We start from the raw sequence: 15,507 nt of genomic DNA on the forward strand, positions 1-15,507 counted from the left end.
AGTATTTTTTTCAATTTAAAGCCTATTTTTATATACCATGCTATTCTATATCGCAAAATAAAATATATAATAATCCTATGAACTACGACGAACTCGAAACACTACCCATTTCCAGAAATACCTTCTACAATCTGGATATCTTCAAGAACGTGCAGTTCGAAAAACTGGCGGGCTTTCTCCTTTCCTGCTCGACTGAAATTGTCGAACCGGGAACCAAGCTCATCTACCCGGAACTCGAGAATCAACGCCTGATTATCCTCCTGGAAGGCCTTCTCGAAGTCAAGCTCGAATCCCAGGGCGGAGAATTCACCGACACCATTAAACCCGGACACTGCGCCGGGGAAATGTCCATCTTTGACGACATCAAGCCTAGCGCAACCGTAAGCGCCAAGGAAAAAAGCAAGCTCCTTATCATCCCGGCAGACGTGGCAACGGTCATGGTCCACGCATCACACCAACTTTGCCTGAACTTCCTGCATATCCTGAGCCAGAGGCTCCGCAACAACAACAAGGTCGTCTGCGAGGAACAGTACCACATCCGCTGCATGGAAGAATTCGCGAAAATCGACCCCATGACCGGGCTCCACAACCGCCGCTGGCTCGAAGAGATGTACACGCGCGAAATCAACCGCAGCAACATTGGCAACTTCTCGCTCACCGCGTTCATGATCGATGTCGACCACTTCAAGAACGTGAACGACACCTACGGCCACCTCGCCGGTGACCAGGTGCTTATCTCTGTAGCAAGGACCCTAGTGCACAGCCTCCGCCCCTCCGACATGCCCGTGCGCTACGGCGGCGAAGAATTTACCGTATTCCTCCCCGGAACCACGACCGAAAACGCGAAGGTTATCGCCGAACGCATCCGCAGCAACATGGAAAACATGAGCGTGGTGCTCCCCGACGGAAACGTCATCCCTGTTACGGTGAGCATCGGCTTTGCCGAACGCGTTGACGGGGACACCGTCGCAAGCCTCATCGAACGCGCCGACCAGGCCGTCTACCAGGCAAAAGAAAACGGAAGGAACCGCGTCTGTCAGAATCTCGGCGGCGGCAAGTTCAATTTACTGTAATCGAAAAAAGAGCCGCCAAAGCTTCAGTTCATTGAATGTCATCCCCGCGCAAGCGGGCGGACAGCACTTGGCAACTTGTTGCTTAGTGCGCGTGGCCACCAAGGTGGGGATCTTTATTTGTTTTCAAGGAGTTTCTGTACCGATTGCGCATACGCCTGCAAGCTCGGGTCGCGGGCACCCATCAACAAGATGGTGTCGCCGGGCTGGGCGCATTCGACCATCTTCTTCGCGCATTCGTCACGGTTCTCGATGTAGATGGCCTCGCAGCCCTTCAGCAGGAGGTCGTCGGCAAGGTCGCCCGCGCTGATATCGCGCGTGACGGTACCGCCCGCATAGTAGATTTCGCTGAAGAACATCATGTCGTTGTCGCGATCGAAGTCAAAATCCTTCGGGCGAAGCGTCTTCGCGATGAATTCCACAAGATCCTTACGGAGGAATCGCGTAGGCCCAAAGCCATGCGGCTGGAACCAGGCAATCACGCGGCCCTCGGTAAAGTCCTGCGCGCTTTTGATGCTTGCCGCAATCTTTGCGGGGTTATGCGCGAAGTCATCCACGAGGGTAACGCCATTGAACGTTCCCAATATCTGATGGCGGCGGAACACGCCCGGGAACGTTGCAAGCGCGTCGGCACACGTATGGAGCGAAACGCCCGCAAAGAGCGCCGCAGCCGTCGCCGCAAGCGCATTTTCCATGTTGTGCTTGCCCGGGAGCGGCACCTCGAAGTTCACGAGTTCCGCCTTATGGCGCACGCGAAACTTGATATGCGTACCGGCAGTCTTGAAGTCCGTGCCCTGCACGCCCACGTAGTTCTCGAACCCGAAATCAAATTCACGACCCGCACTGAACTTCTTCGCCAGCGGGTGCGCGTCGTTCACGATCAAGATCTTTCCGTTGTCAAGGATGTTGTGGCTGAACTTGAGGAAGATTTCCTGCAGTTCATCCATTTCCTTGTGGTCCTTGTCCACATTCAAAATCAAGCCGATTTCCGGCTCATAGCGCACGAGCGTTCCATCGCTCTCGTCAGCTTCCACCACAAGCCATTCGCCCTTGCCACTGACGGCATTGCCAATCTTCCCCTGCGCCTGCAGGTTCACGAGACCAGCGCCCGTCATCACGGAAGGCTGCAATCCGGCGTATTCCAGGATGTGGTAAATCATCGCGGTCACGGAGCTTTTACCGCTTGTACCGCTCACCGCAATCGTGCGGGCTTCCTTCGAAATCTTCGCGAGCATTTCACTACGGTGCATAACAGGAACGCCGAGTTCCTTCGCGCGCTTCAAGTCGGGGTTCGTATCCTCGATGGCGGTACTCACCACCACGGCAGAGAGGCCCGCGACAATGCCCGAGCCGTCCTGCGCGAAGCACTTGATTCCGCAATCCTCGAGCTGGCCCATCACGAGCGGCTTTTCGCACTTGCCCGCCAGGAATTCACCGAACTGACGGTCGGACCCGCTCACCGCGACTCCCTTGCCCGCCAGGTACTGGGCGATAGCACTCATGCCCACGCCCGCAACACCGATAAAGAAATATGAATCAGTCATCGTCCAAGACCTTAAAAACTAAAGCAAATCCGGGTCAATCGTGGGTTCGTAACCGGGTTCCACGAAGTCCTCGGCAGAAATCCCTTTACGACGCGCGGACTTCATCTGCCTGATGAGTTTGCGTTCAGCGGCCTTCGCCCTGCGCTGCGCGGCCGTAGCAGCCTTCTCTGCATGACGCTGGGCGCGGGTTTTACGCTCCTTCAGCTCCGGGAAGACGCATTCATCGAACTTGTCGAGCGATTCCTCATCGAGTTCGTCATCGGAACCTTCGTCAAAGCGGATGTCCGCATCAAACTCATGGAATCCTTCTTCCTCGTCGAACACGGGCGCATCTGCCGGGCATTCCTTCTTCAGGAGTTTCAGCACCTTCGCGAAAGGTTCTTCCATCGGAACCTTGAACTTCATCTTCTTGCCTGTCCGCGGGTGGATGAGTTCAATCTTCACCGCCTGCAGGAGCTGCGCCGGAGCTATTTTCAACATCTTCTCCGCGATTTCCTTCATCAGGGGCGGCACACGGTTCAGGCTCTCCTCGCGGCCGTCATACAGCGGGTCGCCCACCACCGGGTGGCCCGTATAGCGGGTGTGCACGCGAATCTGGTGCGTGCGACCCGATTCGAGCTGCAGTTCGAGCAAAGTAGCAATCGCAAAGAACTGCTTTGCAACAAAATGCGTACGGCTTTCCTTGCCACCCTTCACCACAGCCATCTTCAGGCGATTTTTCGGGTTGCGACCGATAGGGGCATCAATGCAGCCTTCCAGGTCGCGCGGGCAGCCCCACACAAGCGCATTGTAGGTGCGGTGCAGCGTGCGGGTTTCGAGCTGGTGCGCCAAATGCCTGTGGGCGGCGTCGTTTTTAGCCACCACCATGAGGCCCGGCGTATCCTTGTCCAGGCGGTGCACGATACCTGGACGAAGCGGGCCGTTGACTGCCGAGAGATTGTCCTTGAAATGGTGCAGGAGCCCTGCGGCAAGCGTTCCCTTGCTCACACCGTTCCCCGGATGCACCACCAGGTTGCGCGGCTTGTTCAGCACGACAATGTCCTCGTCCTCGTACACGATGTCTAGCGGGATATCCTCGGGTTCGAGCGTACTCGAAGGCTTCTCGATAAGTTTTTCCACGACGACGACCATGCCGGTCTCCACGCGGAAATTCTTGGAAGCCGGAGCACCGCCGACTTTCACCTCCCCCGCGGCAATCAACTTCTGCACGTCGGTACGGGAAACGTTCTCCATTGCGCAGACAAGGAACTTGTCGATGCGCTCGCCGGAATGTTTTTCTTGTACGAGGTAGTTCATGCCTAATCCTTCGGCTCGGTTGCATCAGACACCTGCGATTCCTGGTTAGCTTCGGGCGCCTTGGAATCGGCAAGTTTCTGTTTCTCTATTTCCTTTTCTTCCTTGATCTGCTTATGCAGTTTCTTCAAAACAACAGGCGACAGAATCACGATGGCAACACCTACCGTAACGAAGGAATCCGCGACGTTGAACGTCGGGAAACGTGTCATGATAAAGTCGGGCAAGTCGCAATCGATAAAATCGACAACCATGCCGAGGCGCATGCGGTCGATGAAGTTTCCGACGGCTCCGCCGAGAATCATCACCACGCCCAAGCGACTCATCCAGTCGCGCTTGTCGATGGACTTGTAAAACCATAAAAGTACAACAGTCGCGACAACCGAAATCAGCAAGAAGAATAACCAAGGAGGCAAGAACGGCATCAGGTCCTGCGGGCGGCTGCTGAACGCGGCCCCCTTGTTAAAGACCAGCTGGAAGCGCACAAATTCACCAATCACGTTGATAAAATCATGGTTCGGCGCACCCGTCTCGTTCGTGAACCGGGCAAGCGCCCACAGTTTCGTGAGCTGGTCTGCCACAATGCTAAAAAGGATTACACCAATATGGAACGGCCACTTGTTATAGAACTTCATCAATACACCGGGCGACTAGACACCCGCCTCCTTCTTCAAGTTGCTGTAGGATTTTTCAATCCACCCGTCCGAATAAAAATGCGTCGAAGTAGACTTGATAATCTTCTTCACCGTATCTCGCGAAATCTTCATCTTCTTGTCAGAAACGAAAAGCCCCGAGCCGTCACCAATGAGCTTCATGTTTTCGGCAGCCATGAACAGCGGCCAAAGGCAGAAGAGCCTCGTGCGCATCTTCAAGTTCGGCACAAGTTTCGTATAGGCAATCGCATCGTCCAGATGCATCCACGCCTTCTTGACAAGTTCGCCCATCACGGCAGCGCGGCGTGCATCAAAATCGGCCCTCACTTCCTCAGAAACACCGGCCGGAGCAACAAACATCTCGTAGGAATGCGCAAAGCCATGACGGCGGCAGATTTCTTCGGGAACAAAGCACACGCGACGTGCAGAATCCTCCACGCAGTCCTTCACGATGTTTGCGACCTGGAGCGCAAGCCCGAAGCTCACATCGAGCTTTTGCATTTGAGCCTTGCGGGCGTCTCCAATCAGGCACGTATCCGCAGCGAACAAGTTCGTGAGCAGCTTTCCGACGATACCCGCCACATAGTAGCAGTATTCGTCCAGATCGGCGACGCTTTCGAGCGTAAACCATCCCGAGCTCAGCGCCGCCTCCTGACGCAAGGCAAACTTCGCCATGCCGCGGCACATCTCGATAGTGACATCGCGGACCGGAGCAGCATAAACCTCCGGCAATTCCTTCAACAGAGGCACCACCACATGCGTATGCAGACAGAGGTTCATGTAGGGGTGTTCGGACTTGCGCCAGCTTTCGGGGAGCGCCGCCTCGAATGCGATAACAGCCTCCTCCTTCAAGTCGGGAGTGCGGAAAATGTCGGCAAACAGCCCGAGCAATTCTTCCTTCTCGGATGCGTTCATGTCGGGGTCGTCTTCCACCGTATCGGCAATGCGGAGGTAAAGGTAGGCAAGCAGGATGCTCTTGTGGAGTTTTCCCTTCAACACGTTGATGTTGAGCGCAAACGTCCTCGATACGAGAAGCAAAATCTCCTCGGCATATTGCCAGGCCTTTTTCCCGTCCAAAACTTCCTCGCCCATTCCGAGCGTGTCCAAAATATTCTTAGACATAGGTGGTCTCCGCATATACGTCGGGCGGAATCTTTTTGGTTTTCGCCATGGCGTTCACATATTTCCAAAGACGTCCGTGCGCTTCCGCATTCTTGAGCTTCTTGGTAAAGCTCCAGATGGTACGGTTGTGGACATCGGCCTCGCTGCGGAAATTGCCCTTGATTTCGGTCTCGTAGCGCACCTTGCGGTATTCAAGGAAATATGCAGACTGGAAAAGCAGTGCCGTACGCTTCTTCGCCACATTGCTCAGAACCGCCACTATTGCAAAGAACAGCGGAACGGCAACAAAGCCGTAGAACCACAGCAAATCACTCAGCTTCATCAGCGCCCATGCGACGGGAATGACGGACGCGACCGACGCGACCACGCCAAACACGATATCCAGCGGAATCCAATAGCCCTTCCATTCGGGCACGAAAGCCCACTTGTGTCCCTTTTTCATCTGCTTCTTGAGATATGTCGGGTAGGAAACTCGATAAAACCAGAAATAAAGCCCGACCCAAAAAAGAAGCGGGGTCCAAAACCAATAATCCATACTTTCAAGAATTTGCATACGAGAGTAAATTTAAAAAATTAAACCGACAATCCAAAACGATAATCTAGCAGCTAACCGCCAGTTCCGAAATGGCGAGAGCGGGGACCTTGATTCCGGAGAAACGGTCATAATACTCGTTCCCGACTCCAACGACATTCTGGATAATGTCGAAGAAGTTCCCGGAAAGCGTCACCCCGTCAACCGGGTGCTGAACGACGCCATTTTCGCACCAGAACCCGTGCGCCCCGATGCTGAGCTCGCCGGAAACGGCGCTGCAGCCGGATCCACCTTCGAGACGCACGACCAGAAGGCACTTCGGGAACATCTTGAGGAGTTCCGCCGTCGAGGCCTCACCCGCAGGGACAAACATGTTCCAAAAAGTCGTGCCCATCTTGGAACCAAAACCGCGCGCAGCGTTCCCGCTCGAAGAGCGCCCCGCCTTGGCTGCGGTTTCAAGATTGTAGAGGGCCTCGTTAAAAATACCGTTCTTCACGACTTCCACACGGCGCGTGAGCGAGCCTTCGGAATCGAAGTAGACCTTGTTGCAGAAGTTTTCGGAATTCGGATCGCTCCACAGAGAAAACTTGTCCGAAGCAATTTTCAAGCCTTCCTTGTCCGCAAGGCGCGAAGTTCCCTTCTGCATGGATTCCGCAATAAACGGAGACGCATACATGTTCATAAAGCGTCCCGCAATACGTTCCGAGAACACTACCGGAATCTTGCCGCCTTCTATCTTTTTTGCCCCGAAAAGTTCCGTTGCATACGTCGCAGCCCTGTCGGCGATTTCCTTCATCGAGATTTCGTTCCAGTCGCGGCTGCTCTTTACGAAATTGCCAAGTTTGCTTATGCCGTCGCGTATGGCTACGGCCCCCGCCCCGACCGAAACCGAATTATCCCTGTCGGTGTAGAAAAGCCCGTTGCTGTTCGCCACTATCGAGATTTCGCGGTTCAAGTCCGCCCCCAGATAAGGGATGTTCACGATTTCCTTGGAACGTGCAAATGTTTCCTTTTCCAGCTCAATGCAAAAATCCTTGAGCTCTGCAAGCGAAAGCTTTTCGAGCGCAGGATTGTAGTTTGGGTTTCCTTCCGGAATCTTGGCGGGCGAAGGAAGCTTGATATTCACGGGCTCGGTCCATTGCGTATGGCATACGGCATCCCTGATGGTCTGCGCAATCGCCTCTTTCGTGAGGCGTTCGGTATGCGCGTAGCCGGGGCGACCATCCTTAATCACGCGGAGGCCAAGCCCTACGGAATCGGAAATTTCGGTATTCTGCACCTGCCCCTGGAAAACGGACAAGCCTTCGGAATGCGAATTCGAAGCGATAATGTCAAACTGTTCCGCCTCGCCCATCGCGAGATCGCACATACAAGAAACGGCATCGGTAATATTCATTATGCATTCCTCTTTGCTTTAGATGCGAGCATGCGCCAGTAGGCCGCAGGGCTACCTGTCACGGATTCGAGCGATTCGGCAAGTTCGCGGGTGATTTCCACCGTTCCCGCAATCAAGCCTTCAAGCGTTTCCATCGGCACCCCGATGCGGCGCGCGAATTCGGCCTTGTCCATCTTGAGCCATTCGATACCTTCCAGAATAGCCTGCCCCGGAGTGGGGGTTCCATGCCTTGCCATAAAGACCTCTATAATTCCACGTCTTTCCAACCTTCCGCACCGAAGCGGAGGTCGCGTTCCACGAATTCCCAAATTAACAATTTCTTGCCCTTGAGTACGCCTGCCTTGCGGGCAAGTTTCTCGCGCACCAAGGTCGAAGCGCCGCCATCGCTCACAATGGAAGCTACCGGGCGGTTCATATCCTTCGCGAAGTGCGCAATCCATCCGGCGTTCACCGGCGAATCGGTCTGGTAAATGCGGCTGAAACTGTCTCCGAGAATCAAAATCTTTGCCTTGCGGAAATCGTCCTTGAAGGGAATATGTGAAGAATCGGAAACCACATGCCCGATTACCTTCTGCACTTTGAACACGCCGAACTTGTTGAGTCCGCTCATCTCGCCAATATCGCCCATGCGGTCGGCAACGGAATCAGATGCGACGTATTCCATAGACGGTTCGCCAATATCTACGATGCCCGCGTCCGCCATCTCGCGCACCTTGCCCGCAATCACGCCTGCCGCAAGTTCAGCTCCGCGCGGAGTCCAGTGCGTGTCGTCGTTCAGGTAGAGCGGCCCGAGTTTTGCATCGTCAGCCTTCGCGGCAAGGAGCGGCGTGTACAAATCCACCGTATGGAGCCCGAGCCGTGCGAGCGAATCGAGAATCGCCTTGCCGTGGCCTGTGCTGTTAAAGCCTGCGACCGGGGATGCGCCGGTCAGCCTTTCGGGATAGATGCTCGGCTTGCCCGGAGTAATCACCACCAGGAGTTCCACGCCCTTCGCCTTCAGCTGGTCGCGGAATTTTTCAATCGCTGCAATCGGGTTATCCAGTTTTGCACTGCGCACATCCAGCGGGGACGGTTGCACCAGGAATTCCACATCCTGCCGGTAGAATAGCCAGCGGTCTTCCCCCGCACCGAGAACCACCTTCTCGCCCGGATCGTTAAAGATATTCCACACCGCGAGCTGGTAACGCGGGCGCACCGCAAGCACCAGCGCATTCTCGTCTTCAACCTTCTTCTCGAAAGCCCGCAGGTAGCGGCTCGTCCATACGCCGTAATGCTTGACACCCGAAATTGCCCGCACAACAGAGAAATGCCCGAACTCGCCCACCACCGCCTTGAGAGTCGAATCGACGCCCCTGAAACTTTCGGGCTCGTCCTCGAGGCTTGCCAGCAGCGTGTCTGCCTGCTTGAGCAGCTTGTAGCCCGCCTCCGCGGTATCGAGCGACGCATACGCGTTGACGGTCAGCGCGACCGCCTCCAAGTCCGAAAGCGCACCGATGACCGGTTCCAAAGCGTCCGCGGTTTCCGAACCAGCAGCAATGGATTCACGGGCGGTCCTCCAGGTGCTATCGAGCCTTGCCGAAAGCATCTCCATGCGCGACTCGCGCACAAACGGCGTATAAAGAACATCCTTGAAAATATCGAAAGAAACAAACCGTTTATCGCCACGCAAATCCACAACGGTCTGCACCGTAAACGGCAGCAGCAACAACAAAGCAAATAGAACTACGATAACGAGATAAACTTTCTTCACGATGTAAAGTTAGAAAAAAAATTTGCGAGATCCCCACCATGGTGGCCACGCGCACTAAAGAGCATAGCTCTAAGTGCTGTCCGCCCGCCTTCTCCCCAAAGAGGATAACTCTACTATGGCAACAAGTTGCCAAGTATCGTATAGCGGGGATGACAACAAAAACGCTGGTGGAATCAACCACCAGCGTAATACCCGGTCCGCGACTCGAACGCGGAGCTCATCCTTAGGAGGGACGCGTTTTATCCTGTTAAACTAACCAGGCATGCAACCTTCAGGCCTTGCGGTCTTTCAAGTTCGCGACAAATATAACTAAAAGCGCCCGTTTTGTCATCGGGGCGAAAGTCCGCCTAGTAAGCGTGGTCGCAGTCGACGTTCTCCTTGCCCTTGATTCCGTTCGCACATTCGATAAGGCCCTGGAGTTCGCCGTTGCGGAACGTGCCCCAGCTCTTTTTGTCCTGTTTCTCGGTCAAGCAAACCTTGTTGGTCGTTTCGGGATCGATTCCCTCAACCCCGTTTACCGGAATCCATTCATAGCAAGTTTCCTTGACGGTAAAGGTCATGTACTTGCCATCGAGTTTACCGTCGCGGTAGTTGCCGAAGGAGTATCCGAGGTCGTTCGGGCCATTGAGCTTGCCCTTCTTGTAATCGATGGTCACCTTGTCCTTCGGCTTGTTTTTCTCGCGCTCTTCCTTCATCTTGTTGAAGGCTTCCATGGCCTCTTCCTTGTCTTTCTTCTTCTTGATCTTGGAAATGCGCTTCAGTTCCTTCTTGTCGGCAGCTTCAATCGCCTTCACGTCTTCGACAAACGGGTAGTGGACCACGACCCTGCCATGAATCGTGTTATCCCAGTAGGGGATTTCGGCCATGAGGAAGCCCTTGTGCGAAAACATGTTGACTACGCCATGTACAGCGCCCTTGCGGTAAGGCACTTCGAGATGGAGGAAGTAATACTTTTCAAGCTTCTTATGGAGTTTCTTGTCGGTCACGCTAAGGTTGTCCATCGCGCTGTAGCGGTAGAACTTGGCCGTACCGTTCTTGACTCCGTGGACATAGTCCACCGTATAGAGGACCTTGCCAAAATCCTTGCCCTGACGCGCCGGGAGCGTAAGGTCGTTGCCGTAACCCGTCTCGCGGCCGTGGAACTTGCCTTCGGCATCCACGTGCATCACGTTCTCGATGTAGCCGTTCACGAGGAATCCCGACCATTCGTTTCCGTCCTTGCAGCGCACATCGCTATAGTCGGGGAAACTCCCGATGGATTCGGGCAGCAGCTTTTCGGGGAGCCCGGAGATGCTGAAAACCCCCTTCTTGTCCCAATCCAGAAAACGTTCCGTCCCCGGACGTTCATGATACTGGAAAAAGCAGAGGACACTATCAGAACGGTCCTTGCGTTCATCGAGATACTTGCCGAAATCGGTAAGATTGGAATCCTCCCCCTTCTTCGCCTTTTTCTTGGACTCGGGGAATTTTTGAGCGATTGCATCATGAACCTTGCCGCCCTCCTTGAAATCGGACAGCTTGAAGCTGCTGTTGTTCAGGTGGTCGACGCAGAGGTCGAGACTCTTGTTGTAGGTCTCGCTCGTATCGCTGCAGTCCTTCGCGCGGCAGGGATAAATTTCGAACGGCGGCAGGTCCCAGACCTTGTTCACCTTCGTGAGCACTTCGCCCTCCTGCCAGTCCTCGCCTTCGGTGTCCTCGACATTGAAGCAACCGCAAATCCACGCATCGCCATAGGTCTTGATTCCAAGGCGCTGGATTTCGTCCGCATTCACGTGCGCGACATTCTCCATCCAGCAGTCAAAATACTTCGAGCTAAATTGTTGAGCCTGTGCCGCAGCGACAACCGCAGCCAGGGCAACACAAACTTTTAAAAAGGTCTTTGTCATCTTTTAATTCCTTTACAGGAATAAAATATAGACAACTTTCCCCGAAAAAGAGCAAAGCAGGGCAAAAACAGCGTGTTTAGCCACCGGAGAGCTTGACCGTAAAGCCCTTTTTCTCCAGTTCTGTTTTCAAAATATTACGTTTGTCGCCCTGGATCTCGATGTTGAAGTCCTTCACGGAGCCTCCGACACCGCATTTTTGCTTGAGACCGCGCGCCAGATCCTTGAGTTCGTCTTCATCGAGCGGAATTCCGGAGACGACACTCGCCATCTTGCCGCCCCCGAGGCGCTTTAACTGAATGCGCACGACGCCGTCGCCCTGCGGGCGCTCGACCTTCGGCTTTTCTTCCTTGACGCGGCCGACCCCGGTCGCAAAAACGAGCGTGGAACGTTCTTCGACAGACATGGCTACTCCTTGTCCGAAGATTTACGGTTCATGACCAATGCAACCAGGAGCCCGACAAGAACGTAGAGCGCCACCGCCGAAACAAGGGCCAGGATATCGGAACCAGTCTTGTCGGAAACCTTGATAAACAGGAAAACCGAGCAGGGCATGGCAAGCAGAAAGAGAATGCCGGGAAGATGCTTCATGCCCCACAATATAGTTTTTCCGCAAATGAAGCGATGTCACTTCACTTCCAAATCGAACGTCTTGCCGTCAGCAGTTACCTTGTACCTGCCCTTGAACCCGCGGAACTTCGCGACACCGTCCGCACCGGCCTTCACCGTCGCCTCGGTAGTCCACACCTTGTGCCACAGGTCATAGACACGCTTGGCGGCTGGTTTTTCGCGACCGTCAGCGGCGACGATGCCTCCGTTCTTGACCCAGTGGCGGTTGTCCCAGAATCCCCAGAGCACAATTCCGTTGATAGCGGGGTGGCTAAACGCAGTACGGATGAAGGTCTCGAACTTTTCTGCCTGCACTTCTTCGGGGTCATTCATGCCTACCTGCCAGTCGCCAACGTCAAATTCGGTCACCTTGATCGGAAGCCCGAGGCTCGCAAGCTTGTCGAGACGTTCCTTGATGAGACCCGGCACAACCGGACGCAGGCCAAAATGGCACTGCACGCCGATTCCATGGACAGGGACCTTACGGGCGAGCATTCCCTTGATGAGGCTCACGTAGCGGTCCGTCTCCCCTGCCGCGACGACATTATACTCGTTGATGTAGAGTTTCGCGTCCGGGTCGGCACGGTGCGCCCAGACAAACGCACTGTCAAGGATGCCCCAGCCGCAAGTATTGAACGTGTAAGATTCATGCAGAGGTTCGTTCCACACGTCATATTCCGTAATTTTCCCCTTGTATTCCTTGAGGTCGCGCTCGATACGGGCCTTGAGGAACTTCGCGAAATCCTTGCACTGTTTCGCATTCTTGGGGTTGGAGTAGTGCTTGTCGAAACCATAGCCCTGGTGGCCCCACATGAGCGCATGTCCACGCAGCTTCCAGCCGTTTTCCCTGGTGAAATCCACGTAGCGGTACATCTCGTCCTTCAGAATCTTGCCCTTCTTGGGTTCGTATTCCGGCCACTTGAACTGGTTCTCGCTCACCGCATGCCAAAAGAGCTTTTTCGCTTCGCCCTTGTACCAGTTCTCGATGCTGTCACTCTTGTCGCTCGTGGTAATGTTGAGGGCGGTTCCGAACGGGAACGCATGTTCGACAAGCTTTACGGACACCTGGGAACCGGGAGCCGCCTTCACCGTGAAGTCCGCCTTGCGCAGACTGTCGATGCGGGTTTCCGCATTATTGTACCAGGCCGTATCCATGGCCTCGGACTTCTCGATTTCCACATCGTCCATCTGCAGCCAGCCCTTTTGCAGGCCTACATGGAACGTCACATTGTTGAGGCCATAACCCTTCTGGTCGGCAAGGAAGGTCATCGAGAACGTCTGCCACTTGTCGGTAAGCTGGAAGCTCCCGCTTTCTTTTTGACGATAGTCGGGCGGCCCGCCCTGCACCACCGCATTGATAGGCATGTTGCCCTTCGCCTTGAAGGTGAGCGTGTAATAGGCTGAATCGGCCAGCCACTGGGGCGGCTGCAGCTGGAGTCCCCACCAAATTTTAGGAAGATCCTTCACCACCACCTTAACGCCCTGCGAGCCGTCGAATCCAAGGCCGGGCTTGGCAAGCTGCATCTCAACCTTCGCCGGACCGTCGGGATTGTTCCACAGGTACCAGCCCCCGTCTCCATATTCCATATCGCCGTTGCTCAGCACGTTCTTCGCCATCGAGGGCGCAGCAAGAAAAGCGGCAGAGAGAGCCAGGGCAGTCGCAGTCTTCGAAAAATCCATAGTAAACCTCTTTTTTAGCACAATATAGATTGTGGAAACCAACGTTCACCCTATAAAATGCCTTTTTTCGTTTACAAGAAAAAACAGAAGTGTTTTATAAAAATATCAAAGTGTAGCAAGTGTATCAAGCCCGTATCATCGGTGATGGTACGGGTGGTTCTGCATCACCATCTGCACGCGGTAGAGCTGTTCTGCCATAATCACACGGGCATGGTCGTGCGTGAACGTCAGAGGCGAAAGCGACAGCAGCAGGTCCGCCGTCTTTTTCAGGCTCTCGTCGATCCCGTAGGCGGACCCAATCAAGAACACGATATTGCCCGAGAAGCGGTCACGGAGCGTGTCCGAAAGCTTTACCGTATCCATGAGCTTGCCCTCTTCGGAAAGGATGACGCGGCGGTATTCCGACTTCGGGAACTTTTTCTCGAATAGCGCGGCCTCCTGCGCAAGCGACTGCACGCGGTCATCGAGTTTTGATTCCTTGAGTTCCACGACCTCGAGCGGAAACATGCCGCCCCGCAAGCGCTTCACGTACTTGTCCACCTCGTCGGCGATAAACGGCGAACCGGCCTTACCGAAAACAGCGAGGACCCATTTCATGGCGCTAGCGGCCCACGCTCAGGCGGTCGATGAGGAAGCTCGGCATTCCCGCCTTGCGCATGCGTTCCTGCGTCTGGAACACATCGTATTCTACGCGGATGAGCCTCACACACTTGGTCTCGGTATCGAGAAGGCACCAGCAGGCGCGGCAGTCGCGGTCGCGCGGTTGCCCGACACTTCCCACGTTTACGAGCAAACGCTCCGTATTCACGATGGTGTATTCGTACTCGTCCAAAATCTTGGGGATGGCCATCGGGCGGCTCGCGACAATCACAGGGCTGTGCGTGTGGCCAATAAAGCAGTAGGTGCCACGGAAATGGTCAAACGCCTCAAGCGCCTCCTCGAGGTCGGTCACGTAGACCCAATCCGCAGGCGAAAGCGGAGAGGCATGCACGAACGTGATGTCATTTTCTTCACGGATATAAGGAAGCGCCTTCAAGTAATCCGCCGATTCTTCGCTCAGGTGCGCCTGTGTCCAGTCGATTGCCTGTTTCGCATAAGGGTTGAACCCGACGCTCGATTCGTACTTGATGGCCACGCTATCGTGATTTCCGATAAGGCAGATATCCATGTTTTCGCGAGCGAGTTTTACACATTCGTCAGGGTCTGCACCGTAGCCCACCAGGTCGCCCAGGCAGACGCGCCTTTCGACCCCGTTTTCTTCCATGGACTGAAGCACCGCCTCGAACGCCGTCGCGTTGGAATGAATGTCAGAGCAAATTCCGTAAAGCATGGCAGCAATGTAGCAAAAAAATCTATATTTGCGCGCGTATGGAAGTTATCGAAGACAGGACAAAGGTCAGTATCGCCTATGTACTCAAGGAAAAGGGACGTATTCTCGAAGAAATTCCCGCCTCCTACCCCTTTGTCTACATTCACGGGTACAACAACATCATCCCGGGGCTCGAATCCGCTCTTGCCGGTCGAAAGCTCGGAGAAAGGTTTTCTGTCGACATTCCCGCAAACCTCGGGTACGGCCCCTACCGCGACGACCTCATCATGAAGGTGCCCAAGGCAGAACTCCAGGACGTGGGTGAACTCTGGCTCGGGATGGAGCTCGAGATGTTCATGGACAACGACATCCGCGAATTCCAGTTGCCCGATACCGCCGACGAATTCGTTGAAGACCTCAACCTCGACAGCGACGAAAGCGACGGCATCTTCATCGTCAAGGAAATCTACCGCGATTCCGTACTCGTAGACGGGAACCACCCCTTTGCGGGCAAGGACCTCACCTTCGAGGTGGAGGTCGTCTCCATCGAAGAACCGAGCTTCACGGAACTCGAATCGGGATTCCCGGACGACGACGATTATGAAGACGGCTACGACGACGGCTACAGCGACCGCTACGACGAAAAATTCTAACGCGCAGGCCCGC

16 protein-coding genes and 1 tRNA gene are annotated in these 15,507 nt (G+C 54.7%); 2 read left to right on the plus strand and 15 right to left on the minus strand.

All coding sequences use genetic code 11. From position 1 onward, the window contains the following. The first annotated feature begins 77 nt into the window (after positions 1 to 77). Positions 78 to 1,073: a diguanylate cyclase gene (locus B4A77_RS03535; RefSeq protein ID WP_173381511.1), complete on the plus strand. Its 996-nt coding sequence runs from the start codon at positions 78 to 80 to the stop codon at positions 1,071 to 1,073. A 113-nt stretch (positions 1,074 to 1,186) separates the two neighbouring features. Here B4A77_RS03535 and B4A77_RS03540 read toward each other — a convergent pair whose 3' ends face one another. From B4A77_RS03540 to B4A77_RS03610, 15 genes are all read right to left on the minus strand, one after another. After that, a complete protein-coding gene (locus tag B4A77_RS03540; protein WP_290738384.1) occupies positions 1,187 to 2,614 on the minus strand; it encodes a UDP-N-acetylmuramate--L-alanine ligase in 1,428 nt (475 codons plus the stop codon). 18 nt (positions 2,615 to 2,632) lie between these two features. After that, complete coding sequence (locus B4A77_RS03545) at positions 2,633 to 3,910, minus strand: RluA family pseudouridine synthase (protein WP_290738387.1); 1,278 nt, start codon at positions 3,908 to 3,910, stop codon at positions 2,633 to 2,635. Positions 3,911 to 3,912: 2 nt separating this feature from the next. After that, positions 3,913 to 4,542 (minus strand): signal peptidase II, encoded by a 630-nt coding sequence (gene lspA, locus B4A77_RS03550; RefSeq protein ID WP_290738389.1) that lies wholly within the window; start codon positions 4,540 to 4,542, stop codon positions 3,913 to 3,915. Positions 4,543 to 4,557: 15 nt separating this feature from the next. Then, positions 4,558 to 5,682, minus strand: coding sequence for a squalene/phytoene synthase family protein (locus B4A77_RS03555; RefSeq protein WP_290738393.1), 1,125 nt, complete (start codon positions 5,680 to 5,682; stop codon positions 4,558 to 4,560). Then, a complete protein-coding gene (locus B4A77_RS03560) occupies positions 5,675 to 6,124 on the minus strand; it encodes a hypothetical protein (RefSeq protein ID WP_290728135.1) in 450 nt (149 codons plus the stop codon). Before B4A77_RS03560 ends, B4A77_RS03555 begins: the two co-directional genes overlap by 8 nt. Positions 6,125 to 6,281: 157 nt before the next feature. Beyond that, positions 6,282 to 7,610, minus strand: a complete 1,329-nt coding sequence (locus tag B4A77_RS03565) for a TldD/PmbA family protein (RefSeq protein ID WP_290727153.1) — start codon at positions 7,608 to 7,610, stop codon at positions 6,282 to 6,284. Beyond that, positions 7,610 to 7,846: a helix-turn-helix transcriptional regulator gene (locus tag B4A77_RS03570; RefSeq protein WP_173365455.1), complete on the minus strand. Its 237-nt coding sequence runs from the start codon at positions 7,844 to 7,846 to the stop codon at positions 7,610 to 7,612. The genes B4A77_RS03565 and B4A77_RS03570 overlap by 1 nt, the downstream gene beginning before the upstream one ends. 8 nt (positions 7,847 to 7,854) lie before the next feature. Beyond that, positions 7,855 to 9,360: an alginate O-acetyltransferase AlgX-related protein gene (locus B4A77_RS03575; protein WP_290738396.1), complete on the minus strand. Its 1,506-nt coding sequence runs from the start codon at positions 9,358 to 9,360 to the stop codon at positions 7,855 to 7,857. 189 nt (positions 9,361 to 9,549) lie between these two features. Further along, positions 9,550 to 9,622 (minus strand) — tRNA-Arg (locus tag B4A77_RS03580). Positions 9,623 to 9,707: 85 nt separating this feature from the next. Continuing rightward, positions 9,708 to 11,246: a hypothetical protein gene (locus B4A77_RS03585; RefSeq protein ID WP_173365453.1), complete on the minus strand. Its 1,539-nt coding sequence runs from the start codon at positions 11,244 to 11,246 to the stop codon at positions 9,708 to 9,710. A gap of 76 nt (positions 11,247 to 11,322) precedes the next feature. Next, positions 11,323 to 11,649 carry a stress response translation initiation inhibitor YciH gene (locus B4A77_RS03590; RefSeq protein ID WP_290738398.1) on the minus strand — a complete coding sequence of 109 codons (327 nt, stop codon included), beginning with the start codon at positions 11,647 to 11,649 and terminating at the stop codon, positions 11,323 to 11,325. A 2-nt stretch (positions 11,650 to 11,651) separates the two neighbouring features. Continuing rightward, positions 11,652 to 11,834 carry a hypothetical protein gene (locus B4A77_RS03595; RefSeq protein WP_290738401.1) on the minus strand — a complete coding sequence of 61 codons (183 nt, stop codon included), beginning with the start codon at positions 11,832 to 11,834 and terminating at the stop codon, positions 11,652 to 11,654. A gap of 36 nt (positions 11,835 to 11,870) precedes the next feature. Beyond that, entirely contained in the window at positions 11,871 to 13,532 is a 1,662-nt protein-coding gene (locus B4A77_RS03600; RefSeq protein WP_173365450.1) for an endo-1,4-beta-xylanase, read from the minus strand. A 135-nt stretch (positions 13,533 to 13,667) separates the two neighbouring features. Continuing rightward, positions 13,668 to 14,129, minus strand: coding sequence for a 23S rRNA (pseudouridine(1915)-N(3))-methyltransferase RlmH (locus B4A77_RS03605; protein WP_290727147.1), 462 nt, complete (start codon positions 14,127 to 14,129; stop codon positions 13,668 to 13,670). Positions 14,130 to 14,133: 4 nt separating this feature from the next. Further along, complete coding sequence (locus B4A77_RS03610) at positions 14,134 to 14,862, minus strand: metallophosphoesterase family protein (RefSeq protein WP_173365448.1); 729 nt, start codon at positions 14,860 to 14,862, stop codon at positions 14,134 to 14,136. Positions 14,863 to 14,900: 38 nt separating this feature from the next. Between B4A77_RS03610 and B4A77_RS03615 the strand changes: the two genes are divergently transcribed. Next, on the plus strand, positions 14,901 to 15,494 hold the full coding sequence (locus B4A77_RS03615) for an FKBP-type peptidyl-prolyl cis-trans isomerase (RefSeq protein ID WP_290727145.1): 594 nt from the start codon (positions 14,901 to 14,903) through the stop codon (positions 15,492 to 15,494). Positions 15,495 to 15,507 lie beyond the last annotated feature (13 nt).

The sequence above is a fragment of the Fibrobacter sp. UBA3718 genome, assembly GCF_002371935.1.
In the GTDB taxonomy this organism is placed as follows: domain Bacteria; phylum Fibrobacterota; class Fibrobacteria; order Fibrobacterales; family Fibrobacteraceae; genus Fibrobacter.

What these genes read in the sequence shown, in the direction of transcription:
- B4A77_RS03535 (WP_173381511.1), top strand. Translation starts at nt 78, where the DNA reads ATGAACTACGACGAACTCGAAACACTACCCATTTCCAGAAATACCTTC.
- B4A77_RS03540 (WP_290738384.1), bottom strand. Translation starts at nt 2,614, where the DNA reads ATGACTGATTCATATTTCTTTATCGGTGTTGCGGGCGTGGGCATGAGT.
- B4A77_RS03545 (WP_290738387.1), bottom strand. Translation starts at nt 3,910, where the DNA reads ATGAACTACCTCGTACAAGAAAAACATTCCGGCGAGCGCATCGACAAG.
- lspA (WP_290738389.1), bottom strand. Translation starts at nt 4,542, where the DNA reads ATGAAGTTCTATAACAAGTGGCCGTTCCATATTGGTGTAATCCTTTTT.
- B4A77_RS03555 (WP_290738393.1), bottom strand. Translation starts at nt 5,682, where the DNA reads ATGTCTAAGAATATTTTGGACACGCTCGGAATGGGCGAGGAAGTTTTG.
- B4A77_RS03560 (WP_290728135.1), bottom strand. Translation starts at nt 6,124, where the DNA reads ATGAAAAAGGGACACAAGTGGGCTTTCGTGCCCGAATGGAAGGGCTAT.
- B4A77_RS03565 (WP_290727153.1), bottom strand. Translation starts at nt 7,610, where the DNA reads ATGAATATTACCGATGCCGTTTCTTGTATGTGCGATCTCGCGATGGGC.
- B4A77_RS03570 (WP_173365455.1), bottom strand. Translation starts at nt 7,846, where the DNA reads ATGGCAAGGCATGGAACCCCCACTCCGGGGCAGGCTATTCTGGAAGGT.
- B4A77_RS03585 (WP_173365453.1), bottom strand. Translation starts at nt 11,246, where the DNA reads ATGACAAAGACCTTTTTAAAAGTTTGTGTTGCCCTGGCTGCGGTTGTC.
- B4A77_RS03590 (WP_290738398.1), bottom strand. Translation starts at nt 11,649, where the DNA reads ATGTCTGTCGAAGAACGTTCCACGCTCGTTTTTGCGACCGGGGTCGGC.
- B4A77_RS03595 (WP_290738401.1), bottom strand. Translation starts at nt 11,834, where the DNA reads ATGAAGCATCTTCCCGGCATTCTCTTTCTGCTTGCCATGCCCTGCTCG.
- B4A77_RS03600 (WP_173365450.1), bottom strand. Translation starts at nt 13,532, where the DNA reads ATGGATTTTTCGAAGACTGCGACTGCCCTGGCTCTCTCTGCCGCTTTT.
- B4A77_RS03605 (WP_290727147.1), bottom strand. Translation starts at nt 14,129, where the DNA reads ATGAAATGGGTCCTCGCTGTTTTCGGTAAGGCCGGTTCGCCGTTTATC.
- B4A77_RS03610 (WP_173365448.1), bottom strand. Translation starts at nt 14,862, where the DNA reads ATGCTTTACGGAATTTGCTCTGACATTCATTCCAACGCGACGGCGTTC.
- B4A77_RS03615 (WP_290727145.1), top strand. Translation starts at nt 14,901, where the DNA reads ATGGAAGTTATCGAAGACAGGACAAAGGTCAGTATCGCCTATGTACTC.